Raw genomic sequence first — 25350 nt, forward strand, 5'->3', positions numbered from 1 at the left:
CATGAATAAAATACTTGTTCCCGTTGATTTTTCAACACCTTCCGAGAACGCACTTAAAGTTGCGGCAGAGCTTGCCAAAAGAAACGATGCTGAGCTTCATGTATTACACGTGATTGAACTTGCAGAATCGCTTTTCGGCGCAGAACAGTTTAATGTGAATGACGATCAGATCATTTTCTTCATGAAACTAGCCAAGGAACGTTTTGAAGATTTCTTAAAAAAAGACTATTTGAAAGGCACTGACCTAATAGATCATGTAGAGCCAGGCTCTACATCCCTAGCCATCAACCAAGTCGTAAAAAACAATGAAATCGATTTGATTGTGATGGGCTCAAGCGGTTCCTCCGGGTTAGAAGAAATCGTCATCGGCTCTAACACAGAGAAGGTTGTTAGATATTCTGAAGTTCCCGTCCTTGTCGTTAAAAATGAGATCAAAGATATCTCTATCAAAACGGTTGTTTTCGCTTCCAATTTTGAGCTGGAAAACCTTGAAGCTTATAAAAAAGCCAAAACCTTTGCCGATAGTTTTGATGCAAAAATGAAGATGTTATATGTGAATCTTCCGGGGAATCAATTCAGCAGTACCCTGGAAATCCAGGAACAAATGCGCGTGTTCCTTAATAAAGTGGAAATGCCACTTAACAAAAATAATGTTGAGATATTCAACGATTACAGCATCGAGGAAGGAGTGCTTAACGGGGCAGAACGACTTAAAGCCGATCTCATCATTATTCCAACTCACGGACGAAAAGGATTGGCCCATTTCTTTAATGGCAGTATCAGTGAAGATGTCGTCAATCATTCAGATCGTCCTGTCCTGACTCTAAAGATTTAAATTGATTAGCCAATTTACATTAAAAAAGCACCTTAAATCAAGGTGCTTTTTTATAGAAAATAAAAATGATTAGTTTAGGAATTGGATCGTAACACTTGTACTATCTCCTCTTTTTGTAAAACTCCGCTTTGCCTCCATTTTTGTTCTCCATTTTTAAAAACAATCAGGGTTGGAACTCCTCTTACCTGATATTTGGCGGCTAACTGCTCGTTCTTATCCACATCGATTTTAATGATTTTGACATCCTCACCAAGTTCTTCCTTAACTTCTTTCAATATTGGAGCTAGCATTTTACAAGGCCCGCACCAGTCAGCGAAAAAATCGATTAACACAGGAGTTTCGCTTTGTATGATTTCATTGAATTTTTGACTCATAAATATATATTTTAAAAGTTAGTCGCTATAAAAATCCGTTCTTTACACAGATTTGAAACGTTCGTAAGCTGCTCTGGTCAGACGCTCACGGTAATCTGGATGGGCAATGGAGATTAAGGCTTCCGCTCTTTGTTTTAAATTTTTGCCGTAAAGATTAACCACCCCATATTCAGTAACAATGTAATGAACGTGAGCACGGGTTGTCGTCACCCCCGCCCCTTCATTTAAGAAAGGCGTTATCTTCGAAATCCCTTTGGTGGTAACCGATGGCATGGCAATGATAGCTTTACCTCCATCAGATAACGACGCCCCACGAATAAAATCCATCTGACCTCCAACACCCGAAAACTGCATTTTTCCAATAGTATCCGCACAAACCTGACCTGTAAGGTCTATTTCTATGGCTGAATTGATTGCCGTTACCCTAGGATTGCGTCTAATGATCGCCGTATCGTTGGTGTAAGCGGCTTCTTTCATGTGCACCAAAGGATTGTCATCCATAAAATCGTAAAGTTTTTGAGAGCCTACTGCAAAACAGGTTACAATTTTACCTGTTTTTACTTCCTTCTGACTTCCGTTGATCACACCACTTTCTACAAGTGGCAAAATTCCATCTGAAAACATTTCGGTATGAATACCCAGGTTTTTATGACCTCCTAAATTTTTAAGGGCAGCATTGGGAATACCTCCGATGCCCATTTGTAAAGTTGCCCCATCCTCAACAAGGCTGGCTACATTGGCGCCGATTTTACTTTCCAGTTCTGATACCGGAGCTTGTTCATGACCAAATATGGGCTCATCAACTTCTATAGCAAAATCCAGTTCATTCAGGTGAATAATACCGTCACCATGGGTTCTGGGAACCTTAGGATTGACTTGAGCAATCACCAGTTTAGCTGTTTGAATGGCTGGAATCGTAATATCCACAGAGACTCCAAGCGAGCAAAAGCCATGTTTATCTGGAGGTGAAACCTGAATAAAGGCAACATCCAGCGGTAAAATAGAACGCCTAAACAGTCTGTGAATTTCGCTAAGGAAAATAGGGATATAATCTCCATTCCCTTTTCTTAATGAATTCCTTACATTTCCACCCACAAAAACACTGTTTATTTTGAATGCTTTAGAATATTGCTCTTCCGAGTATGCCGCATGACCTTCGGTATGCATGTGCATGATTTCAACATTTTCCAAAGATTCATGTCTGGAGACCAAAGCGTCTATCAATTTTAAAGGGGTCATGGCTGCCCCCTGAATAAACACCCTGTCTCCTGATTTTACTTTTGAAACCGCTTCTTCAGCCGTTACTTTATTGAGTTGATATATCATAGCTTTTGATCTAATATTAAATAACAAAAATACAGACTCAAGTGCAAGTTGGCTATGACTTGAGCAAAGATTTATATGATTTCAGTCAGTTTTAAGAAAGGTTTTGAAGCCTAAAGTAAACGGGGAAAACTTCTTCAGAAAATGAATCAATTCTTTTGTAGCTGGCTCCAGCACCAGACCTGTGCATCTTTGTAAGTCGAAAACACTTCATAGGGAACAGGCTGTTTTTGTAGCAGAAAAATCATTTTCAATACCCACTGTATGGTTTTATTTGGAATGACGTAAGCGGTCCCTTTGCAGTAATCCTGCATCAGGCTTGTATTGTCCTTTAACCAGTTGGCCTGCAGTATCTGATGAGAAATCATCGGCACAACTGCTTTACTGGCATCAAAAACAATGGCCAGTTTTTGCTGGGCAAAATAACAGTCATCTAAATCCTTCAGGTAAGCCTTAAAATTAGCATTGGTGCTTTTTTGACCAGTAAATGTCACTGTGATAAGTGGAAATGCCGTCTGGTCTACCCTGGCGTAAGGAGTCGTTTTCAAAATTTTATTATAAAATTAAAAATAAACATTCAAACCTCAAGGCTTAAAAAGGAATCATTCTTCGAAGGCAGCTCTGTGCTGCCCATCAGGAATTTGTCCACTTCCCGCGCGGCTTCTCTGCCTTCTGAAATAGCCCATACGACCAGCGACTGTCCTCTGCGGGCATCTCCTGCTGCAAATATCGACTTGACACTGGTAGAATAATCTGTGGAATCTATGATTCCAGACTGGGTTTGAGAAACCCCTAGATGCTCTAAAAGTGAACTTTCCGGCTGAGTAAAACCTATGGCCAGCAAGGCAAGCTCACAGGGAATTAAGCGTTCTGTGCCTTCTATTTCTTTCATCTGTTGTCTTCCACCTTCACTGACCCACTCCAGATCTACCAACTTGATGTGGGTAAGCTCATCTTTATCATTTCCAATAAAAGCTTTTGTAAGAGTGCTCCATTTTCGCTCGCCGCCTTCTTCATGAGACGAAGAGGTTCTCAGGGTCATGGGCCACATCGGCCAGGGATCATTTTCACCTCGTTTGCTCTGTGGTTTGGGCATCAGCTCGAGTTGCAACACCGAAGCTGCGCCTTGCCTGTGAGAAGTTCCAATACAATCAGATCCAGTATCTCCTCCACCGATTACAACCACGTTCTTCCCCTCTGCTGAAATCTTATCCTCAAATTTTATACCTGCCAGTTCTTTGTTCTGAAGGCTCAGGAAATCCATCGCGTAATGAATGCCTTTTAAGGCTCGACCGGGAATCGGGAGGTTTCTGGGAACCGTAGAACCCGTGCAAACCACTATAGAATCGAAGTCATCCTTGAGCATATCTGGATTGATGCTTTTTCCAACTTCGGCGTTCACCTTAAACCGAACACCTTCCTCATCCATGATCTGTATTCTGCGATCGACCACCCATTTTTCAAGCTTAAAATCAGGAATGCCATACCTCAGCAAACCGCCAATAGCCGGATCTCTTTCATAAACCGTGACCCAGTGTCCGGCCTGGTTGAGCTGATCGGCTGCTGCCAGACCCGCCGGACCCGATCCGATCACAGCTACTTTTTTTCCTGTCCGCTGTTTTGGAGGGGTTGCTTTGATATAGCCGAGTTCATGCGCTTTTTCTGCAATTGATTTTTCTATATGTTCAATCGCCACAGGAGGCTTATTGATGCCTAAAACGCAACTGGCTTCGCAGGGTGCCGGACAAATTCGTCCTGTAAATTCGGGAAAGTTGTTGGTAGAATATAAAATCGAAGCTGCATCCTTCCAGTTTTCGTCATGAACGGCTTCATTGAATTCCGGAATGATGTTACCCAGCGGACAGCCCGAATGGCAAAACGGCACCCCGCAATCCATGCATCTGGCTGCTTGAGTTTTGGTCTTTTCTTCTGGAAAGGGCTCAAATATTTCTTTAAAATCGCCTATCCTTACTTCAGGGGGTCTGCTGTTTGGCAATTCCCTGTCATGTTTCAAAAATCCATCGTACTTTCCCATTAGGCTACTATTTTTTGTTCTTGTTTTTCTTGTTCTTCCAAAACACGCTTGTATTCGTGTGGAATGATTTTGACGAATTGCGTTTTCATGGCTTCAAAATCATCCAGAATTTCTTTAGCTTTTTGACTCCCTGTCAGTTGAAAATGGGTTTCAATTAAGCTTTTAAGCTCGTCATAGTTTTCTTTCGAAGGCGTTTCCAAACCTACCATAGCCGTATTACAGTTGTTCTTAAAGCTGGCTTTCTCATCGAGTACATAAGCAATTCCCCCGCTCATTCCGGCAGCGAAATTTTTACCGGTTTCTCCCAAAATCACAACTTTACCACCTGTCATGTACTCACAGGCGTGATCTCCTACGCCTTCTACAACGGCTTTCACCCCAGAATTCCTGACGCCAAAACGCTCACCAGCCATACCGTTGATGTAAGCGGTTCCTGAGGTTGCTCCGTAAAAAGCGACATTACCTATGATGATATTTTCTTCAGATTTGAATCCGGAGGATTTAGGAGGATAGACGATCAATTTTCCTCCGGATAAACCTTTCCCAAAATAATCGTTGGATTCTCCTTCGACTTCAAAAGTGACTCCTTTGGCTAGAAAAGAGCCAAAGCTCTGTCCTGCCGAACCTTCAAATTTATAATGTAATGTATCCTCTTTCAATCCTTCAGCCTTGAATTTCTTGCTGATCTCATTGGACAAAACAGCGCCTGTGGCCCGATCTATGTTTCTGATGGGATAGGATTTTTTGACCTGAGTCCCCTGTTCAAAAGCAGGCCTGGCATCTTCCAGAAGCTGCCAGTCCAGGACGTTATCGATCTCATGGTCCTGTTCTATCTGTTTAAAAACACCCACCTGTTCTGCGATGTTCTCCTGATATAAAATCGGGCTTAAGTCCAGGTCTTTCAATTTCCAAAAAGGGACGTCCTTGCTTATTTTCATCACTTCCGAATGACCAACCATAGCATTGATGGTTCTAAACCCCAGTTGGGACATGATTTCCCGCAGATCTTCCGCCAAAAACCTAAAGTAATTGACCACATGATCTGGATTACCCGTAAACAGCTTTCTCAGTTCCGGGTTTTGTGTGGCCACACCCACGGGACAGGTATTGGTATGGCACTTTCTCATCATGATACAGCCTTCCACAATCAGTGCGGCTGTGGAAATCCCCCATTCTTCGGCGCCAAGTAAAGTGGCTATGGCTATATCCCTACCCGTTCTCAACTGACCATCTGCCTGAACCGTGATTCTGCTTCTTAAATTGTTTTTTACCAGCGTCTGATGCGCTTCAGAAAGTCCCAGCTCCCAGGGTAATCCGGCATGCCGAATGGAACTTAGGGGTGAAGCTCCCGTCCCCCCGTCGGCTCCGGAAATTAAAACGACATCGGCATTGGCTTTAGAGACCCCGGCAGCCACAGTACCTACTCCAGCCTGGGAGACCAGTTTCACATTGATTCTAGCTGTTCTATTGGCATTTTTTAAATCGAAAATAAGTTGAGCCAAATCTTCGATGGAATAAATATCGTGGTGTGGTGGTGGTGAAATCAATCCTACGCCTGGTGTAGAATGCCTCACTCTTCCAATCCACTCATCTACTTTATGGCCCGGTAACTGCCCTCCTTCTCCAGGCTTGGCTCCCTGAGCCATTTTAATTTGTAACTCTTCGGCATTGGTGAGGTAATAACTGGTCACTCCAAATCGTCCTGAAGCCACCTGCTTAATCGCAGAACGCTCCCAGTTTCCATTGGGTTTTACTTCGAATCTGGCTTCGTCTTCACCGCCTTCTCCACTATTGCTTTTGGCACCAATCCTGTTCATCGCTATCGCTAAAGTAGAATGAGCTTCATGGGAAATGGAACCAAAAGACATAGCCCCCGTTGCAAAGCGTTTCATTATCTCTTCTGCGGGTTCCACTTCGGAAAGCGGTATGGGCGTTCGTTTTTTAAATTCCAGTAAACCCCTTAGGGTCAGGGTGTCTTTGAGCTGATCGTTGACTGTTTTGGCGAATTTTTTATACAGTGAGAAATTATCCGTTTGCGTGGAACGCTGAAGCAGGTGGATGCTTTCCGGATTAAACAGATGCTTTTCGCCTTTTCGCTTCCACTGGTAAACTCCACCGACTTCCAGGCTTTTTTTAACCTCTTCATTTTGAGGATAGGCTTTCTGATGTCTTACCAAAACTTCCTGTGCCAGTCCATCAAAGTCGATACCTTCTATTCTTGAAATTGTGCCTTTAAAACATTTTTCGATCACCGTGGTATGTAAGCCCAGCGCTTCAAAAATCTGAGCCCCTTGGTAAGACTGCACCGTACTGATTCCCATTTTTGAAAGAATTTTCAGCAAACCGTAACCAATAGCCTTCTGATAGTTGACCTGGGCTTCCTCTATACTGAGGTCTGCATCGAGTTTTCCTTCAGTTTGAAGATGTTCAATGGATTGCAGCGCTAAATAGGGATGAACAGCGCTCGCACCATAACCGATAAGCGTGGCGTAATGATGGGTTTCTCTCACGTCTCCAGCCTGAACCACTATGCCGGATTTGGTTCTTAAATTCAATTTGACCAGGTGGTGATGAACGGCTCCTGTAGAAAGCAGTGAAGGTATAGGCGCCTGAGTTTTGTTAATAGGTTTATCGGTAAGAATAAGAACTTTTTTACCCGATTTCACAGCGTCTTCTGCAGCTTTGCAGGCCGCATCAATCCCGTTTTCCAGACTCCCAGGTTTCCCATCGGCTTCAAAGACACAATCGATAAAGGCATAGTCGAAACCTTTATCCTTTAAGTTTTTGAACTTTTCAATGTCAGCGTCCAGCAATACGGGCTGGGAAATATGAATCTGTTTGGTATGCAATTCAGTTTCATCAAGAATATTCAGACTTTCTCCTACTCTTGTGAACAAGGACATGACCATTCGCTCTCGAATAGGATCTATGGGCGGATTACTCACCTGAGCAAACAACTGCTTGAAGTAATTGCCCACATGCTGGCTTTGCTTGCTTAAAATAGCCAGAGGGGTATCTGCTCCCATGGAGCCAATCGGCTCGGTCGCCCTAACGGCCATATCGGCCAGAATGACCTTCAATTCTTCTGAGGTATAGCCGAAGGCATTTTGGAGATGAAGAAGCTGCTCACTGGTGAGATGCTCTTTTTCAAATTCGGGTACAGGCTGCAGCCTGAGTTTGATACGCTGATTTACAATCCACTGCTGATAAGGCTTATCCTTAACTATGCGGTTTTTGATTTCATCATCATAAAGCACTTTGTTTTGATTCAAATCCGCCAGAATCATGCGTCCTGGCTGAAGTCTTCCTTTTTTTATAATTTCTGAAGACTTTACCGGAAGTGCTCCGGCTTCAGAAGAGATAATGAGACGATTGGTAGACGTAATGCAATATCTTGAAGGTCTTAATCCGTTTCTGTCCAAAGTTGCGCCCACACGTTTGCCATCCGTAAAAATAAGGGCTGCCGGACCATCCCAGGGTTCCATTATGGAAGCATGGTATTTGTAAAATGCCTTTCGCTCAGGATCGATGGATTTATTGTCCTGCCAGGCTTCCGGAACAAGCATCATCATGACATGTTCCAAAGGGCGGCCGTCCATAACCAGCATTTCTACCAAGCTATCCAGGTTGGCAGAATCTGAATGTTCCGGGTTGGTTACGGGTAATAAGCGCTGAAGATCCTCCTCTGAAAAGACTTTCGATTTGAAGTTGGCTTCCTTAGACTTCATTTTAGTCACATTTCCTCGAATGGTATTGATTTCCCCGTTATGGGATATAAAATGAAAAGGCTGAGCCAGTTTCCAGTTGGGAAAGGTATTGGTAGAGAATCGGGAATGTATGATCGCAAAAGCTGATTTGAAATTTGGATTTCTTAAGTCCTCATAATAATCCCTAAGCTGACTGGTTCTGAGCTGTCCTTTATAAATGATCGTCTTTGCAGACATACTACAGACATAAAAAGCCTTGTTATTTCCCTGGACATGACGGCCTATATAATGCGTCGTATAATTTCTAAACACGAAGAGTTTTCGTTCCAGGTCTTCCTCAGACATGTTGTGTTTGGACTGAATAAGAATCTGCTGAATTGAGGGCTCTACTGGTTTTGCTCCCATGCCAGGTACTTTGGAATCCACAGGAACTAATCGATAACCCAAAATTTTAAGATCCAGCTCCTCGGCATGCTTCTCTAAAATTTCCCTGCATTGAACGGCAACACTTTGTACTTTAGGAAAGAAGAGCATTCCTATACCGACGGGTTTATCAGGATGGATATCGACCTTAATTTCTTTGGCAATTTCTTCGATAAAATCCTTATCGATTTGTATAAGAATACCTGCACCATCCCCTGTTTCTGGATCGGAGCCTGTGCCTCCGCGATGCTCCATATTCTCCAGCATGGTTAAGGCATCATCAATCACCTGATGTTCTTTTCTGCCGTCGATATTAATGACGCTTCCTATGCCACAGGCATCGTGTTCAAAACTCTCATCGTACATGGATTCTCTCTTCATAACAAACTATTATTCTAAGGATTATTTCCTAAAACTAGTTAATTACCGATAAAATCATTAGCAAGTGAGATATTATTTGGTATTTATTATGTTAAAATTGAGTTTTTACTAAACTAAATCGTTTTCGTAGTGCCTTAAGAAGGAGAGTAAAATGAGACCTCAGCGTTTTAATGGCATTCCATGGAAGAAGTCACTTCGGTTTGAGCAGATTGCGGTGAAACATACGGAATTCCCAACCCCAAACCCCTGAGGATAAATAAAACACCGATTATAGCGATAGCAATAGGAATAAGTTTTCTGGGATTAAACTTCAGGACAGAATTAAGCCATGCTTTGGCATAAATGACAATACTCATGAGCGGAACAGTTCCCAGACCGAAAAAAACCATGTATAAAGAACTTTCCAGCAAACCTGGAATGGCTATGGATCCAAAGACAGCCATGTAGACAAGACCACAGGGCAGCAGACCATTCAGTAAGCCCAGATAAAAGAAGGTGTCGAGCTCTTTCTTTTTCAACGAAGAGCCTAGTTCGGACTTTAGTTTTCCTACCCATTTGAATACGGGTTTGCTCAAGTTGAGCTTTCCCAAAACAGATTCAGAAAAAAGAAGGGAAGAAAGCATGATAACCCCAATAATGATGGAGAGTTGCTGCTGGAAACCAAACAGGGCAAAGCTTTCACCAATGAGTCCAAACACCAGGCCTATAAGAGCGTAGGTACTGATTCTGCCCACATGGTATAAAGAAATCTGAACGGCTTTTCGCCAGGGATTTTGAAGATCTACGGGTAGCATGAGCGCGATAGGTCCGCACATACCTACGCAGTGAAAACTGCCCAAAAGTCCCAAAATAAAAGCCGTCCACAACATTTAGATGCTTATTTTTTTCTGAATTAAATAGGCTTGATTCTGATGCGTAAATTTGAGGTTGACTTTCCATATTCCGGCTTCCATCAAGGACCGTGGCAATACATACTCGCCATCTTCTAAATGAAGTTGAACCGTAAAATCCAAAGCCTTGTCTGAAGGTCTGTACAAGTACACTTCCCCTTGAATTTCAGAAAAGTCAAATGCTGAAGGAAAAATGATCTGTACGCCTTCAGAAACCACTTCAACAGTCACCTGATGTTCTAAATCTGCAGCATTTTGAGCAGAGTTCAGGTCTTCCTGAAAGGTCAGCTCTTTTTGATAGTAGGACTCTACGACAAGGTCGTGTTCCAATTCAGCACTGGACATCATCTGCACCACCATAACCATGATGAATCCGATGAAAAGTACAAATGCAATAACGATAGATGTTCCCCAGTTTAATTTCATATTATTTTTATTTAAAGGTTTGTGGTCCCATGAAGTTAGTTGTAGTCCGGTCTATGATTCGGTCTTTGCTGTACACTTCAATTTCAATTTCATTATTGGAATCTGTTAGTTGTGAAGGATCCACTTCTATAAAAAACGTTCCCTTTGCCATTCCGCTTTCACCTATGCTGAAAAAGTCTTTTTTAACCATTTTGATGTCTCCGGTCATGGAAGCCAATTTGAAATGAACGCTATCCATGACGGTATTGGTTTTATTCAAAAGCTTGTAAGTATATACATTGGAAATATGACCACTGTCTTTGAGTTCATACAGCTGACCGGGAAGTCTGAGTACTTTGGCTTCCACATCGCTTCTGATCAGTAACAGGCCTATGAGAAAGCCTGTAAGAATAAGCAGGACTGCTGTGTAGCCTTTGAGTCGGGGAGTAAATTGAAATTTGGTTTTCTTTTCAATATTCTCCTCACTGGCATAACGAATTAAGCCCTTTGGTAAATTCACATTTTCCATAATAGAGTCGCAGGCATCCATACAGGCCGTGCAGTTCACGCATTCCAGCTGCGTTCCATTTCTAATATCAATCCCTGTGGGACAGACTTGAACGCATTGAGAACAATCGATACAGTCCCCCACTCCCGCAGCGGCTCTGTCCTGATTTTTTCTAAACCTCTGTCGTCCTTCCTCACGTTCTCCGCGTTTGTGGTCGTAGGCCACAACAATAGACTTTTCATCCAGTAAGACACCTTGAAGGCGTCCATAAGGACAGGCTATGATACAGACCTGCTCTCTGAACCAGGCGAATACGAAATAGAAAACCGCTGTAAAAATGAGCAAGGGGATAAATGTACCTAAATGACTTGCCGGACCATTTGTGATGTATTTTATCAGTTCGTCACTACCGATAAGATAGGCCAAAAACACATTGGCAATAAGAAAGGAGATGATGGCAAAAATCGTCCACTTCGTTCCTTTTTTAAGAATCTTGTCTTTGTTCCAGGGGGCTTTATCCAATCGGATTTGCTTTCCGCGATCGCCCTCAATGGCATATTCGATTCGTCTAAATACCATTTCCATAAAAATGGTTTGCGGACAAATCCAGCCACAGAAAATTCGTCCAAAAGCAACGGTAAAAAGAGCGATAAAAATCACGCCGATAAGCAATGCAATGACAAACAAATAGAAATCCTGAGGCCAGAACGGAAAGCCAAAGATGTTGAATTTTCGTTCTAAGATATTAAAGAGCAAAAACTGATGACCATTGATTTTTATAAAAGGGGCGGCAAACAGGAAAAGCAACAGGAAATAACTGACGTATTTTCTGTAGTTGTAGAAGACACCATGAGGTTTCTTAGGATATACCCAGGAACGTTTCCCTTCCTGGTCCAAAGTACCAATGCTATCTCTAAATTTTTCCTGATTATCCACTTCCTATCCGTTTTATAAATTACTCCGTCGTTTCTTCAGCCCAAACTTCCCCTTCAGGTTCCTTTGGCTCAGCCGGCATGGTCCCCTGAAGTGAGAGCACATAACTCGCGACCTGCTGAAGTTCTGAAGGCTTAAAATCATTTTTCCAGGACACCATCCCTTTTCCAGGCCGTCCCCCTTCCAGAAGAGTTCGGTATACATTTTTGATACCACCGCCCAAAATCCAGTACTCATCGGTAAGATTTGGCCCGATTCCTCCGCCTGCATCCATTTTATGACAAGCCACACAATTATTCATAAAGATCTGTTTGCCAGCCTCTAAGTCTGAGGGATCAGCCATAAGAGAAACCGTTTCCACAGTAACTAAATCTTTGGCGGTTTCTTTGTAACGTGCTAGATCAATTTCTGCCTGGGCGACTTCGGCTTTGAACTCTTCAACTTGGGTTTCCCCATCAAAAATGTGATATCTCGCCATATAAATAAATGCAAAAACAATAGACGCATAAAAGCTATACAGCCACCAGGGTGGAAGTTTGTTGTCCAGCTCACGAATTCCATCGTAATTGTGATCCAGTTCAATTTCATCTTCCTCTTCTACAGGTTTTGAGCGGGTTAAAAGCTCCGGAAGCTTTTCTAGTTTAGCCTTCAGTTGCTCAAGAGATTTGTTTTCTGAAGCCAGAAATTTTTCCTGTTTTTCTTCTGAAAGTGATCTGAGCAGCGTAAACCGAAGGGCTGCTACGGAAACTTCTACAGCAACAGCTATTAAAAATACTAACCCGATAAAAATCAGGGTTTTAGGATATTCCAAAACAGCCCATTGTCCAGGTTCCGTTTCAAAAAGAAGTTCAACGCCTCCCCAGGCTATTGCCGGCAACGCTATAATTCTGAAAATGGATGCGATATTTCTCATAATTCGATGTCGTTTTTAGAATCTAATGGAATTTGGCTCACCTCGTTCACGTAGTCTTTTTTGGCGGTGAATACCCACCAAAAAAGCACTACAAAAAAGAGGAAGAAAATAAGCAGGGAAATGATAGGGTAAATTTCTATCCCTTCTATCGTTTCCATATGTCCTTTTATAAATTTCAGCATAATTCAAAAGTTTAATTAGAAGTGGTCGCTTCTTCGTTAGTCTTTATTTTGATATCCGTACCCAGTCTTTGCAAGTAGGCAATCAGGGCTACAATTTCCCGGTTTTTCATCTCTACAAAGTCGAGGTTGTTTTCTTCTGCATAAATTTTATCGGCTTCATAAGCCCTTACGAAATCCGGATCATTATAAAGATTGTCCTGAATCTCGCTGCCCTGGGCCAGCATAGAGGTCTGTGCATTTTCTATTTCTTCTTCAGAATAAGGCACTCCCAAATCTGCCATGGTTTGCATTTTATCTTCGGTGTTTGACTTATCCAGTTTGCTTTTGATCATCCAGGAGTAATTTGGCATGATAGACCCCGGAGAAGTGCTTTGCGGATCATACATGTGCTTGAAATGCCAGCTGTCTGTATATTTCCCGCCGACTCTTAGTAAATCCGGCCCTGTGCGTTTACTTCCCCATAAAAAAGGTCTGTCGTAAACAAACTCACCGGCTTTGGCATAAGGCCCATAGCGCTCCACTTCGCTTCGGAAGGGTCTTACCATTTGGGAATGGCATCCTACACAACCTTCTCTTATATAAAGATCCCGGCCTTCCAGTTCCAGCGGTGTATAAGGCTTAACCGTGGTGATGGTTGGAATATTGGACTTCACCAGAAGTGTGGGTATAATCTGAACAATTCCACCAATAAGAATAGCTATGGTGGCCAGAATGGTCAGTTGAATTGGTTTTCTTTCTAACCAGGAGTGAAATTTTTCACCTTTTTTTCGCTTACCTCCACGGCTTAAAGCGGCAGCTTCTGCCAGCTCATCCTCAACTTTGGAACCAGACCGGGCTGTCCTGATGACGTTGTAAATCATAACAAACGTACCCAGTATATAAAGACTGCCTCCTATAGCTCTCATCCAGTACATCGGCATAATTTCAGTCACGGTTTCCAGGAAATTTCCGTAGACCAAACTTCCACTGGGGTTGAACTGCTTCCACATCGATGCCTGTAAAAAACCGGCCACATACATCGGTAAGGCATACATCACTATACCCAGAGTCCCTAACCAAAAGTGAAGATTAGCGAGTCCGGTAGAGAATAATCTGGTTTTAAATAAACGCGGAACAAGCCAGTAAATCATACCAAACGTAAGAAAGCCGTTCCAGGCCAGAGCTCCCACGTGCACGTGAGCGATGATCCAGTCGGTAAAGTGAGCGATGGCATTTACATTTTTAAGAGACAGCATGGGTCCTTCAAACGTGGCCATACCATAACCGGTAATAGCGACTACAAAGAACTTAAGAACAGGGTCTGTTCTCACTTTATCCCAGGCTCCACGGAGCGTTAAAAGTCCGTTGATCATCCCACCCCAGGAGGGCATCAGTAACATGACGGAAAAGGTAACACCTAGATTTTGAGCCCAGTCCGGTAAAGCAGTGTAAAGCAGGTGATGAGGTCCCGCCCAGATGTATATAAAAATTAATGACCAGAAGTGAATAATCGATAATTTATAGGAATAGACAGGTCTGTTGGCAGCCTTGGGCACAAAATAGTACATCAGCCCCAGGAATGGCGTCGTTAAGAAAAAGGCTACCGCATTATGCCCGTACCACCACTGGACCAAAGCATCCTGAACGCCAGCGTAGGCAGAGTAACTCTTAAGCAAATTGACCGGCAGGGCCAGGCTGTTGAAAATATGAAGTACCGCCACCGTTATAAACGTGGCGATATAAAACCAGATCGCCACATATAAGTGCCGCTGACGTCTTCTTAAGATGGTACCGATCAGGTTCCAGCCAAACACAACCCAAACTACGGCGATTAATATATCGATAGGCCATTCCAGTTCAGCATATTCCTTGGAACTTGTAAAGCCAAGAGGTAGCGTAATTGCCGCCAGGACGATAATCAGTTGCCACCCCCAAAAGTTGATTTTACTCAGGGCATCGCTAAACATCCTGGCTTTTAATAGGCGCTGCGTAGAATAATATACGCCGGCAAAAATGGCATTCCCTACAAAAGCAAAAATAACGGCATTGGTATGTAATGGTCTTAATCTGCCAAAACTCAGCCAGGAAATACCGTCGGTGACATTGGGAAAAATGAACATAAAGGCCAGTAAAAGGCCAACAGACATTCCAACAACACCCCAGATGATGGTGGCATAAAGGAAGTTTTTTACGATTTTGTTATCGTAATGAAATTGCTGTAACTCCATAGTTAAGATTGTTTTGGTTGATGGTTAGAATTTTCTTTTGGTTGATCATCTCCTTTTTCTTTTACCAGTTCATCGTCGAAAAGCATTCTGACGGATGGTGTGTAATCATCATCGAATTGACCTTTTTTGACAGAAAAAATAAAAAGCCCTAAAAAAACTAGAGCAACGAGAATACTGATAGCGAGAAGTCCGTAAATGACGTTCATGAATTATTTTTGTTCAAAATTAGTTGTGAAGACTTCCTTAAAAAATGACCTTAGTCATATTTCCAAAGTTTTATTTATTAACAATGGGTTTAGAAATGTATTGTGTGGCCAGGGTGGTGAAAATCACTATGGATATTGAGCTTAAAGGCATCAGTATAGCAGCGATGACCGGCTGAAGCTGTCCCGTAAGTGCGAAATACAGGCCAACGACATTATACAGGAAAGAAAACATAAATCCGAATTTGATGATTTGAATTCCTTTTTTAGTGATCTCTACATACTTGTCGAGTTTGTAAAATTCTGAAGCGTCCATAATGGCATCACAGGCGGGAGAAAAGACATTGACATTTTCTGAAATGGCAATACCTATATCGGCTTGCTTTAAAGCTCCGGCATCATTCAAGCCGTCGCCTACCATGGCAACATGTTGATTTTCGGATTGGATTTTCTCGATCAGACGCATTTTGGAATCTGGTTTCTGATTGAAAAACATCTGCGTGGTTTTGGGCAGCATTTTAGTCAGGACCGGCCTCTCCCCTTCGTTATCGCCTGAAAGAATAATCAGTTTATAGTGGTTATCCAGGGACTGAAATAAGGGTTCCATACCCGTTCTGTAAATGGTATCAAATTCAAATTTGCCCAAATAACTTTCATCTTTACTTACATGTACCCCTGTGCTTACCGTTGAATCCTCCACGTAATTTGCAACGAATTTGGCAGAGCCCATCCTGTAAGTATGGTCGCCGTAAGACGAGATGATGCCTTCGCCGAGATGTTCCTCAAAAGATTCAGAATCCTGGATATTCTGACTGCTCAAAAAGGAATAGAGCTCCCTGCTCAACGGATGGTTGGAATTTCTAAAAGAGTTTTTCAGGACCATTTTATCCTCCTCACTCAGGGTCAGACCCGAATAGGAGATATCGCTTTTCTTATTCATGGTAAGCGTTCCAGTTTTATCAAACACAAAGACATCCAGGTCTGCCATTTGTTCCAGGACGTTGGTGTTTTTGAGGTAAAATCCATTTTTCCCGAAAATCCGCAGCAGGTTGCCCATGGCAAAAGGTGTGGCAAGAGCAATAGCACATGGACAGGCAATGATAAGTACCGCAGTAAATACATTTAAGGCCAGACTTGCATCGTAAAACAGCCAAAATATCAAGCCGGAAAAGGCAATGCTTAAAACAGCCACCGTAAACCTCTTACTGATTTTATCTATAAGGCTTTGAAATTTCGGATTGTAGTCTTTCCGAAAAACATCATTACTCCACAACTGGGTCAGATAACTCTGCTCGACAGATTTTTCGGCTACTATTTCAATAGCATTTCCACGCTGCTTCCCTCCGGCATACACCTTGTCTCCAGAAACTTTAGTTACCAGTTTGGCTTCACCGGTTACAAAGCTGTAATCAATGTCTGCAGATGCCGACATCAGAACTCCGTCCACAGGAAGCAATTCCTGATTTCTGATGAGCAGCCGGTCACCGCGCTTAATGTCATACACCTGAGTATTTTCCTCCTTCCCTTCTGAAGTTATTTTCGTGACGGCTATGGGAAAATAGGATTTATAATCCCTTTCGAAAGACATGAATTTATAGGTCTTCTGTTGTACGATTTTACCTAAAAGCAGGAAAAACACGAGCCCTGTCAGGCTATCGAAAAAACCAGAACCCAGGTTGAAAACAATATCCACGGTACTTCTCAAGAATAAAACGGAAATTCCCAAAGCTATAGGAATGTCAATATTAAGAATTCCGCTTCTGAGGCCTTTCACTGCAGATTTGAAATAATCGCGTCCCGCATAAAAAACGACAGGTAAACTAAAGAAAAACATAAGCCATCTGAACACAGGCTTGTACTGCTCCAGCCAATATTCTGAAACTTCAAAATATTCGGGGAAACTCAAAAACATCACATTGCCAAAGGCAAATCCGGCAATACCGATTTTATACACCAAACTTCGGTCTATGCGTTGAGCAGACTGACCAAAATTCTCCAGGCTTATATAAGGCTCATAGCCTATTCTGGACATGAGCTCGACCAGGTGTTTGAGCGAAAAATACTCGGTTTTATAAGTGATGCTTACTTTTTTCTTGGGAAAGTCGACCTGAGAGCTTAAAACCTGTTTATTTAATTTATGCAGGTTTTCTAAAATCCAGATGCAGGAGCTACAGTGAATGTGAGGAATATAAAGGCTAACAACTTCGGTAGAATCTTCCTGGAAATCAATCAGTTTTTCAACGATTTCAGGCTTATCCAGGTAGTCGTATTTTCCGTTGATCTCAATTGGTGTGGTTCCTGGATTCTGCTCCAGGTCATAATAGCAGGTCAGATCGTTTTCGGAAAAAATTTCAAAAACGGTTTTGCACCCATTGCAGCAAAACAACTTATCATCGTGAGAAATCTTGGCGGTTGTGCAGTCTTCTCCGCAGTGGAAACAGGTATCTGTTAACATAAACTCAAATTGGTTTGACAAAACTCTCACACTTCAAACCGATTAAAAATGATAAGTGTCAGTTATACTGATATTCGAGCAATAAGTTCATATCTTTGTGATACTCATAATGCTATATCATGAAAACGTTTCTTTATGTACTTATAAGCCTGGCATCCTCTGCCTCCTGTTTTAGTCAGATTTGGCTGGATAATTCCTGTCCCATAGAAAAAAAGGTTTCAATCGAAGAATACACGTCTGCAAAATCAAATAATTTGCTAAGCCTTATTATCGACCAGGAAGGCAAATTGGTCATGAATGGAAAGAGAAAAGAAGGAATGTCTGAAATAGATTTTAAAGAATCTGTGTATGATTTTTTAACCAACCCTGCCAAGGACAAAACAAAAGCCGATTCGCCTAAGCAAGCCATCATAGCTATAGGCTCTTATGGCGAACATAACTCCTACGAGCTTATCTTAAAATACCTGAGAGAAGTGTACCTGTATGCATGGGATACCGCAGCAGAGGAAAAATATGAGGCTATTTATTTGGACCTGGACTGCAGAAAGAGAGAAAAAATAAGAGATTCAGACTTCCCTTACAGACTTTTAGAATTAAATGATAGCGAGAAAGAGAACAAAATGAAAAACAGGTTTACGCCTGGTGTTCCTCCTTTCCCAGGCGATATTAAGGATAATTAAATTTTTAAATCTACCGTTTCAAAAACATGACTCCAGGGTGAATTTATATCAAGATGCAGCGATATGTAATCTTTCATATGAACCAGTCTCAGCTGACCCTGCTTGACCCGTTCAAAACCCATAGTCCCGGAATCATCTACTTTTCCAAGAATAACCTTCTGATTTTGTAAACTCTGGTTTTTAGATTGGATTTCTTTAAATCTTGAAGGAATTTGAAGGTATATTTCTTCTTTGTAATTGGTCTGTTTTAAATTTTTAAACTGGATAAAAACCACCTGAAAATCGGGATCTTCCTCAAATGAAATTTCCAAAATCCCGGAAGGCATTTCACTGATGAATAATTTTGTTTCCTTCAGAACCTGAACTTCACAATCGCCATTGTTTGGACATTCCTGAAGAAGTGGTAAATCGGTTTGGGCACTTTTACAAGCCAGTAGCATGCATAGCAGCAATAGGCTTTGACATTTCATCATCTACATCGATTTTGTGCAAATTAAAGGATATTGGTTGCATGCTAATGCTGTATAAAGATTTATTTATCACTTTAAAAGGCGAAAGGCTTTAATAATAACTTTTGTTTAACTTCAAAGATAATTCATTAAACATTTAAATCTTTATTTTTACCTTATGATATATGAAATCAAAACGCGACAGAATTTACCCATAACAAAACAAAAGGCTTGGGAATTTCTGTCAGATCCCAAAAACCTACAGGAAATCATGCCCGATGACATGGGTTTTCAAATCATGTCGGGTGCAGACCGAAAGATGTTTACGGGACAAATATTGCAATATAAAGTAACTCCTTTTCCTGGATACAACACCAGCTGGGTTACGGAAATCACACATGTGGAAGAAAATGATTATTTTGTTGACATTCAACTTTACGGTCCTTATGCCTTATGGCATCACAAACACTTCATTCATGAAATTGAAGGAGGTGTAGAAGTTGAAGACTGGATTCATTATAAAGTACCCTTCGGACTACTGGGAAGATTGATGCATCCTCTTATTGTTAAACCAAAATTAGCTAAGATTTTTAAAGCCAGAGAGGCTAAGATGGTCGAAAAATTCGGTCATTTTGAAGTTCAAAATAAATAATTAATTATGAAAAAGAATATTTTACTTATAGGCGGATCTAAAGGTATAGGTCTGGAAATCGTTAAGCAATTAAGCGCAGATCACCATATTATTGTAGCGTCCAGAACCGATGAAAACCTCTCGGATTATGATGTCACCTACCATAAATTTGATGCGCTAAACGATGATATTACAGAATTAGACTTACCTGATACCCTAGATGGTTTGGTATATTGTCCGGGTACCATCAACTTGAAACCTTTCAAAATGATGAAACCAGAAATTTTTGAAGAAGATTTTCAGCTTAACTTCTTAAGTCTGGTAAAAGTCACTCAAGGCGTACTTTCAAAACTTAAAAATTCAGATCAGGCCAGTATTGTCTATTTTAGTACGGTTGCTGTTCAAACCGGAATGGCATTTCATACAAGCGTTGCCGCTGCCAAAGGAGCCATCGAAGGTTTTGCCAGAGCCCTTGCTGCAGAATATGCTCCATCGTTTCGAGTGAATGTTATCGCTCCATCACTTGTGAACTCACAACTTGCCGGCAAACTTTTAGGAAGCGACAAGAAAAAAGAAAAAATGGATGAGAAGCATCCCCTAAAACGTGTAGGCGAACCTTCCGATATCGGTAAATTCGCTAGTTTCCTGCTTTCTGACGATTCATCCTGGATTACAGGTCAGGTGCTTGGAGTTGACGGAGGAATGGGCAGCCTTAATATGAACTAAAGTCTTTTCAGATTTAAAAAAATCTTCTTGTGAGGCTCGTTTCCTCCAGGAAGATTTTTAAGTTTAATACCGCTTTAAAATATTAATTATGAGTGAGAAAGTTAGAGTGTTTTGGTTTAGAAGAGATATGCGTTTCGAAGATAATGTAGGTTTATACCATGCCTTATCCGGCGATTTCCCGGTTCTTCCTGTATTTATATTTGACAAAAACATCCTGGATGAACTTCCTAAGGATGATGCGCGCGTGACTTTCATTTACGATGAATTGCAAAACATGAGAACGCATCTTCAGGATCAGTACGGATCTTCTATCGCGACCTACCATGATACCCCTGAAAATGCTTTCAAACAGCTCATCCAGGATTTTGATATTGAAGCCGTCTATGCCAATAGGGATTACGAACCCTATGCGTACAAACGCGATGCGAATATCAACGCCTTACTGGCTAAAAACGGCATCGAATATCACGATTTTAAGGATCAGGTGATTTTTGAAAAAACAGAAGTGGAGAAAAATGAAGGAGGCATGTATCTGGTCTTCACACCGTATATGAAGCAATGGAAAAAAGAATTTGAAAATATCGATTTCAAAACTTACCCTTCTGAAGATTTACTCGATAACACCTACAAAAACTCGAGACTGCCTAATCTTTCTTTATCGGATATGGGGTTTGAAAAATCTTCCATTAAAGTTCCTGAACACAATTTTGACAAGGAACTGCTTAAAACTTACGAAGATACCCGAAACATTCCGTCCATAGAGGGAACGTCAAGGCTAAGCCCCTATTTAAGATTTGGAACGATAGGCTATAGAAAAGTGGTTGAAAAAGCCCTGTCGGTGGAAAATAAAACCTTTTTAGATGAACTGATCTGGAGAGAGTTTTATAAAGCCATTTTACACAATTATCCGGAAACACAGGAAAGAGCATTCAAGCCTAAATACGATCGCATTCAATGGCGAAACGATGAAAATGAATTCGAAAAATGGAAAACAGGACAAACGGGTTACCCCATTGTAGATGCAGGAATGCGACAACTGAATGAAACAGGTTGGATGCATAATCGTTTGAGAATGGTCGTCGGAAGTTTTTTATGCAAGCATCTGCTGATTGACTGGCGCTGGGGTGAAGCTTATTTTGCCGAAAAGCTTCTCGATTATGAAATGTCTTCCAATGTAGGAGGCTGGCAGTGGGTAGCAGGTTCTGGTGTGGACGCAGCACCCTATTTCAGAGTATTCAACCCCTATTCTCAAACCGATCGGTTTGATGAGGATAAAAAATACATCAAAAGGTGGGTTCCGGAATTTGACACCGACGCGTATCCCGAACCTATGGTTGAACATAAACTAGCGAGAGAGCGTTGTTTGGAAACCTACAAGGAAGCTGTAAAAAACTAAGCCTTTAATACGTCGAGGATGATAAATGTTGTTTGGCTGAAAAGAGATCTGAGATTGCACGACCATGCGCCACTTCATGAAGCCTTACAGAAAAGACATCCTGTAATCTTGCTTTATCTGTTCGAACCTTTACTGCTGAATGATCCCCATTACAGCAAGCGACATTTTAGATTCATCAAAGAATCCTTAGAAGATATGCAACGAGAGCTCTCAGCCTTTCAGACTCAGGTTTTCGTTGTGAACTCCTCTGCTGAAGAGGCTTTTCAAAAGATACATGCGCAGTTTAAAATCAAAACCGTCTATTCGCATCAGGAAACCGGCATAAACCTCACCTACCAAAGGGATAAAAGATTAAAACGCTGGTTCAGTGCTGAGGACATTCAGTGGAAAGAATTCATCACCAACGGCGTTATTCGCGGACTAAAAAACAGGAAAACCTGGGTGAATTCCTGGGAAAATTTCATGAACCAGAACCCGATTCCTTTTTCTGTCAGTCCGGGACAGTTTATCGGTCATTCCAGCCTGCAAAAATTAAAGGGACATTTCGAAGGGGTAAATCTTTCAACGGAAAGAGATACGAATTTTCAGAAAGGAGGTCGGTCTACTGCCCTGCGTTATCTCAAAAGCTTCTTAGAGGAACGCTATCCCAATTATCAAAATCACATTTCCAAGCCCCTTCTGGCCCGGAAATCCTGCAGCCGCTTGTCGCCTTATATCGCTTGGGGGAATTTGTCGATGCGAGAAGTTATTCATGCCTCCATGGAGCTTGAATCCAAAACAAAATACAAACAGGCCCTGAGTCAGTTTCAATCCAGACTGCGCTGGCAGGCACACTTCATCCAGAAATTTGAAATGGAATCCAAAGCTGAATTTCAAAATTTCAACTCTGCTTTCAACATCCTCCAACAACCCAAAGAGGAAGAGTTAATCAAAGCCTGGAAAGCAGGTCAGACAGGTTTTCCCCTTGTGGATGCCAGCATGCGCTGCCTGACACAAACCGGTTATCTCAACTTCAGAATGAGAGCGCTTTTGGTATCCTTTTTCACCCACCTGCTTTGGCAAAAATGGCAGGAAGCCTCAGAGCATTTGGCCAGTTTGTTTTTAGATTTTGAACCCGGTATCCATTATCCTCAATTGCAAATGCAGGCCGGGACGACGGGTATACACACTTTGCGAATTTACAATCCGGTTAAGAACTCTTACAAGCACGATGCTGAAGGTGAGTTTATTCTGAAATATATTCCAGAATTAAGATCAATTCCACTAGAGTTTATCCATGAGCCCTGGAAATTAACCCCCATGGAACAAGACATGTATGGTTTTCAACTTGGTAAGGATTATCCAAAACCCATTGTCGATCTGGAAGCTTCACGCCAGTTTGCTTCCGATTCCATCTGGAAAATAATTCAGTCTGAACGATCCAAAGCTGAAGGCCAAAAAATTCTGGAAAGACATACGATACGCGGCAGTCATTAAGTGAATTTCAGCCTTGCCTTTTCCAGATCTTCAGGCGTATCAATGCCAATGCTCACTTCCTGTGTTTCCACCATTTTGATGGTTTTCCCATTTTCCAGATAGCGAATGCATTCAATTTTTTCTGAAGCTTCCAGTGGACTCATGGGTAAATTATAAAACGCCATTAAGGCTTCCTTTCTAAACGCATAAATCCCTACGTGTTTGAAATAAATCACCTCCACATCCTTAGCTCTGTGAAACGGAATGGGAGATCTCGAAAAGTACAGGGCAAAATTGTTTAAATCTGTAATCACTTTCACCTGATTCGGATTCACTATATCCTCTTCTGATGTTAACCTGACTTTGAGGGAAGCCAGGTCGATGATTTTATGGGTATCCTTTTCAAAAACATCCAGGAGCTGACTCAGCGCTTTTTCATTGATAAAGGGTTCATCCCCCTGCACGTTGATGACGATATCCACATCCATAGATTCAACGGCTTCAGCAATACGATCACTGCCACACTCGTGTTCTTTTTGGCTCCTGATGGCTTTGCCACCTTGCTTTTCAATTTCAGAAAAAATAAGTTCCGAATCGGTCACAACATACACCTCATCAAAAAGCCCGGTATTTTTGGCAGCTTCATAGGTTCTGACTATCACTGGTTTTCCTGCCAGGTCCTGCATTAATTTTCCAGGAAACCTTGCCGCCTGGTAGCGGGCAGGAATCATGGCTATGACTTTAAACGGTTTTGACATAATAAGTGTTTATAATGTAAAATTCACAATTGTTTGTCGCTAAAGAAATCATCCTTAAAGCCTATTAAATACAACTTTTCTTTAGCTCGCGTACAGGCTGTATATAGCCATCTGAGGTAATCTTTGGTGATTCCGTCGGGTAAATAAGGCTGTTCTACAAATACGGTATCCCACTGTCCCCCCTGCGATTTGTGGCAGGTAATGGCATAGCTGAATTTCACCTGTAACGCATTGAAAAATGGATTCTGTTTCACCTTCATAAATTTCTTGTATTTGGAGGTGATGTCTTCGTAATCCTTCATCACTTCCTGATAAAGCTGGTTGGACTTTTCATAGGGTAAGGACGGAGAATTCAGGCTTAAGGTATCCAGCATGATCACGGTTTCAAAGGGTTTCATTTTGGGATAGTCCACCATCTGGACGTTTACCTCTGCAAACCTAAATCCATACAGCTCTTTTATTCCAAAAATCTCCAGGATTTCCACGATATCTCCGTTGGCAATAAATCCGGCATCACTTTTAGGCTTGACCCAAAAATAATTGTTTTTAACGACCATCAAAAAATCTCCCGGGGCGATTTCATCTTCTCGTAGAAGTATTCGACTTCGTATTTGTTCGTTATACAGATTGGCTCTTTTGTTGGACCTCACAATAATAGCTGTTTCCTCGTGTCCCAGGTTGTCGTAAGCTTCGTTGATCGCATCCAGAATTTCATACCCATCCACCAGTCTCACCATATCTGATTTATCTGAAAGCTGGAATTTAAAATTTTCAAAATCCTCATCTTCAATGGTTTCTCTTATTTTGGTAGCGTTCAAAAGAATGCTGCTCTCCAGCCGCTGTCGAACGACCTCGTCCAGCTCCACGGGAATCACGTCCATCTGGTAATGGTTGGTCAGTGTTTTTTCATCCAAAGCCGGGCTCAAATTTGATTTAACCGGAGGTAACTGGGCTGTATCTCCAATAAAAATAAGTTTGCAGTTATCTCCGGAATAGACATACTCCATGAGATCATCTAACACAGAACCTTTATTAAAAAGCTGGTCTCCACTGGGAAAATCGGGAATCATGGAAGCCTCATCTACTATAAAAATGGTGTTTTTATGCTTATTGACCTGCGGCACGAACTCGATTCCGCCTCCACTCGTACTTTTAGGCTGGTAAATTTTACGATGTATGGTTTGTGCGTATTGATTGCTGTAATTTGAAATCACTTTGGCTGCACGACCGGTAGGTGCCGCCAGAATCACTTTCTTTTTTACCTTCCAGATGTTTTTGACCAGGGTTCCAATAATGGTCGTTTTACCGGTACCCGCATAACCTTTGAGCAAAAAAATACGGTCCACTGAGGTTTCCAGAACAAATTTCGCCAGCAGCTGTAAAGTCAGATCCTGCTTGGGTGTTGGCGGGTGTCCAAAATCAGTTTTGAGTATTTCATAAAACTCTTGATTATCCATAAAAAATGTTATCGTGCATAAATT

The 25350-nt window shown here is 41.7% G+C and carries 22 protein-coding genes; 6 read left to right on the forward strand and 16 right to left on the reverse strand.

Annotated features, from left to right (window positions below; all coding sequences use genetic code 11):
- Position 1: 1 nt before the first annotated feature.
- Positions 2-835: a universal stress protein gene (locus G3567_RS05580; RefSeq protein WP_164004357.1), complete on the forward strand. Its 834-nt coding sequence runs from the start codon at positions 2-4 to the stop codon at positions 833-835.
- A 74-nt stretch (positions 836-909) separates the two neighbouring features.
- Here the strand turns inward: G3567_RS05580 and trxA are convergent, their stop codons facing one another.
- The 13 genes from trxA to G3567_RS05645 all read right to left on the reverse strand — a co-directional run bounded on the left by trxA (position 910) and on the right by G3567_RS05645 (position 17774).
- The gene (gene trxA / locus G3567_RS05585; protein ID WP_164004358.1) at positions 910-1209 is read right to left on the reverse strand and encodes a thioredoxin; all 300 of its coding nucleotides are present in this window, start codon (positions 1207-1209) and stop codon (positions 910-912) included.
- 42 nt (positions 1210-1251) lie between these two features.
- Positions 1252-2535: an acetyl-CoA hydrolase/transferase family protein gene (locus G3567_RS05590; protein WP_164004359.1), complete on the reverse strand. Its 1284-nt coding sequence runs from the start codon at positions 2533-2535 to the stop codon at positions 1252-1254.
- 146 nt (positions 2536-2681) lie between these two features.
- Positions 2682-3080: an STAS/SEC14 domain-containing protein gene (locus G3567_RS05595; protein WP_164004360.1), complete on the reverse strand. Its 399-nt coding sequence runs from the start codon at positions 3078-3080 to the stop codon at positions 2682-2684.
- A 29-nt stretch (positions 3081-3109) separates the two neighbouring features.
- On the reverse strand, positions 3110-4567 hold the full coding sequence (locus tag G3567_RS05600) for a glutamate synthase subunit beta (RefSeq protein ID WP_164004361.1): 1458 nt from the start codon (positions 4565-4567) through the stop codon (positions 3110-3112).
- Positions 4567-9078 (reverse strand): glutamate synthase large subunit, encoded by a 4512-nt coding sequence (gene gltB / locus G3567_RS05605; RefSeq protein WP_164004362.1) that lies wholly within the window; start codon positions 9076-9078, stop codon positions 4567-4569. The genes G3567_RS05600 and gltB overlap by 1 nt, the downstream gene beginning before the upstream one ends.
- A 167-nt stretch (positions 9079-9245) precedes the next feature.
- Entirely contained in the window at positions 9246-9947 is a 702-nt protein-coding gene (locus G3567_RS05610; protein ID WP_164004363.1) for a sulfite exporter TauE/SafE family protein, read from the reverse strand.
- Entirely contained in the window at positions 9948-10394 is a 447-nt protein-coding gene (locus tag G3567_RS05615; protein WP_164004364.1) for a FixH family protein, read from the reverse strand. It abuts the gene before it with no gap.
- A gap of 7 nt (positions 10395-10401) precedes the next feature.
- Positions 10402-11817: a cytochrome c oxidase accessory protein CcoG gene (gene ccoG, locus G3567_RS05620; protein ID WP_164004365.1), complete on the reverse strand. Its 1416-nt coding sequence runs from the start codon at positions 11815-11817 to the stop codon at positions 10402-10404.
- Between the two features lie 19 nt (positions 11818-11836).
- Positions 11837-12727 carry a cbb3-type cytochrome c oxidase N-terminal domain-containing protein gene (locus G3567_RS05625; protein WP_164004366.1) on the reverse strand — a complete coding sequence of 297 codons (891 nt, stop codon included), beginning with the start codon at positions 12725-12727 and terminating at the stop codon, positions 11837-11839.
- Entirely contained in the window at positions 12724-12909 is a 186-nt protein-coding gene (locus G3567_RS05630) for a CcoQ/FixQ family Cbb3-type cytochrome c oxidase assembly chaperone (RefSeq protein ID WP_164004367.1), read from the reverse strand. The genes G3567_RS05625 and G3567_RS05630 overlap by 4 nt, the downstream gene beginning before the upstream one ends.
- Positions 12910-12920: 11 nt before the next feature.
- A complete protein-coding gene (ccoN, locus tag G3567_RS05635) occupies positions 12921-15116 on the reverse strand; it encodes a cytochrome-c oxidase, cbb3-type subunit I (protein ID WP_164004368.1) in 2196 nt (731 codons plus the stop codon).
- A 2-nt stretch (positions 15117-15118) separates the two neighbouring features.
- Positions 15119-15322: a cbb3-type cytochrome oxidase assembly protein CcoS gene (ccoS, locus tag G3567_RS05640; RefSeq protein WP_164004369.1), complete on the reverse strand. Its 204-nt coding sequence runs from the start codon at positions 15320-15322 to the stop codon at positions 15119-15121.
- A gap of 70 nt (positions 15323-15392) precedes the next feature.
- Positions 15393-17774: a heavy metal translocating P-type ATPase gene (locus G3567_RS05645; protein WP_164004370.1), complete on the reverse strand. Its 2382-nt coding sequence runs from the start codon at positions 17772-17774 to the stop codon at positions 15393-15395.
- Between the two features lie 119 nt (positions 17775-17893).
- Between G3567_RS05645 and G3567_RS05650 the strand changes: the two genes are divergently transcribed.
- On the forward strand, positions 17894-18454 hold the full coding sequence (locus G3567_RS05650; RefSeq protein ID WP_164004371.1) for a hypothetical protein: 561 nt from the start codon (positions 17894-17896) through the stop codon (positions 18452-18454).
- Here G3567_RS05650 and G3567_RS05655 read toward each other — a convergent pair.
- On the reverse strand, positions 18451-18927 hold the full coding sequence (locus tag G3567_RS05655; RefSeq protein WP_164004372.1) for a hypothetical protein: 477 nt from the start codon (positions 18925-18927) through the stop codon (positions 18451-18453). The genes G3567_RS05650 and G3567_RS05655 overlap by 4 nt on opposite strands.
- A 154-nt stretch (positions 18928-19081) precedes the next feature.
- Between G3567_RS05655 and G3567_RS05660 the strand changes: the two genes are divergently transcribed.
- The 4 genes from G3567_RS05660 to G3567_RS05675 all read left to right on the forward strand — a co-directional run bounded on the left by G3567_RS05660 (position 19082) and on the right by G3567_RS05675 (position 23132).
- Positions 19082-19555 (forward strand): SRPBCC family protein, encoded by a 474-nt coding sequence (locus G3567_RS05660; RefSeq protein WP_164004373.1) that lies wholly within the window; start codon positions 19082-19084, stop codon positions 19553-19555.
- A 6-nt stretch (positions 19556-19561) separates the two neighbouring features.
- A complete protein-coding gene (locus G3567_RS05665) occupies positions 19562-20260 on the forward strand; it encodes an SDR family NAD(P)-dependent oxidoreductase (protein WP_164004374.1) in 699 nt (232 codons plus the stop codon).
- 88 nt (positions 20261-20348) lie between these two features.
- A complete protein-coding gene (locus G3567_RS05670; RefSeq protein WP_164004375.1) occupies positions 20349-21656 on the forward strand; it encodes a cryptochrome/photolyase family protein in 1308 nt (435 codons plus the stop codon).
- A gap of 18 nt (positions 21657-21674) precedes the next feature.
- Entirely contained in the window at positions 21675-23132 is a 1458-nt protein-coding gene (locus G3567_RS05675; RefSeq protein WP_164004376.1) for a cryptochrome/deoxyribodipyrimidine photo-lyase family protein, read from the forward strand.
- On the opposite strand, the gene kdsB is transcribed toward G3567_RS05675, so the two are convergent.
- Entirely contained in the window at positions 23129-23869 is a 741-nt protein-coding gene (gene kdsB, locus G3567_RS05680) for a 3-deoxy-manno-octulosonate cytidylyltransferase (RefSeq protein WP_164004377.1), read from the reverse strand. The genes G3567_RS05675 and kdsB overlap by 4 nt on opposite strands.
- Before the next feature lie 23 nt (positions 23870-23892).
- On the reverse strand, positions 23893-25326 hold the full coding sequence (locus G3567_RS05685; RefSeq protein WP_164004378.1) for an ATP-dependent DNA helicase: 1434 nt from the start codon (positions 25324-25326) through the stop codon (positions 23893-23895).
- Positions 25327-25350 lie beyond the last annotated feature (24 nt).

It is taken from the genome of Psychroflexus aurantiacus (genome assembly GCF_010820555.1).
In the GTDB taxonomy this organism is placed as follows: Bacteria; Bacteroidota; Bacteroidia; order Flavobacteriales; family Flavobacteriaceae; genus Psychroflexus; species Psychroflexus aurantiacus.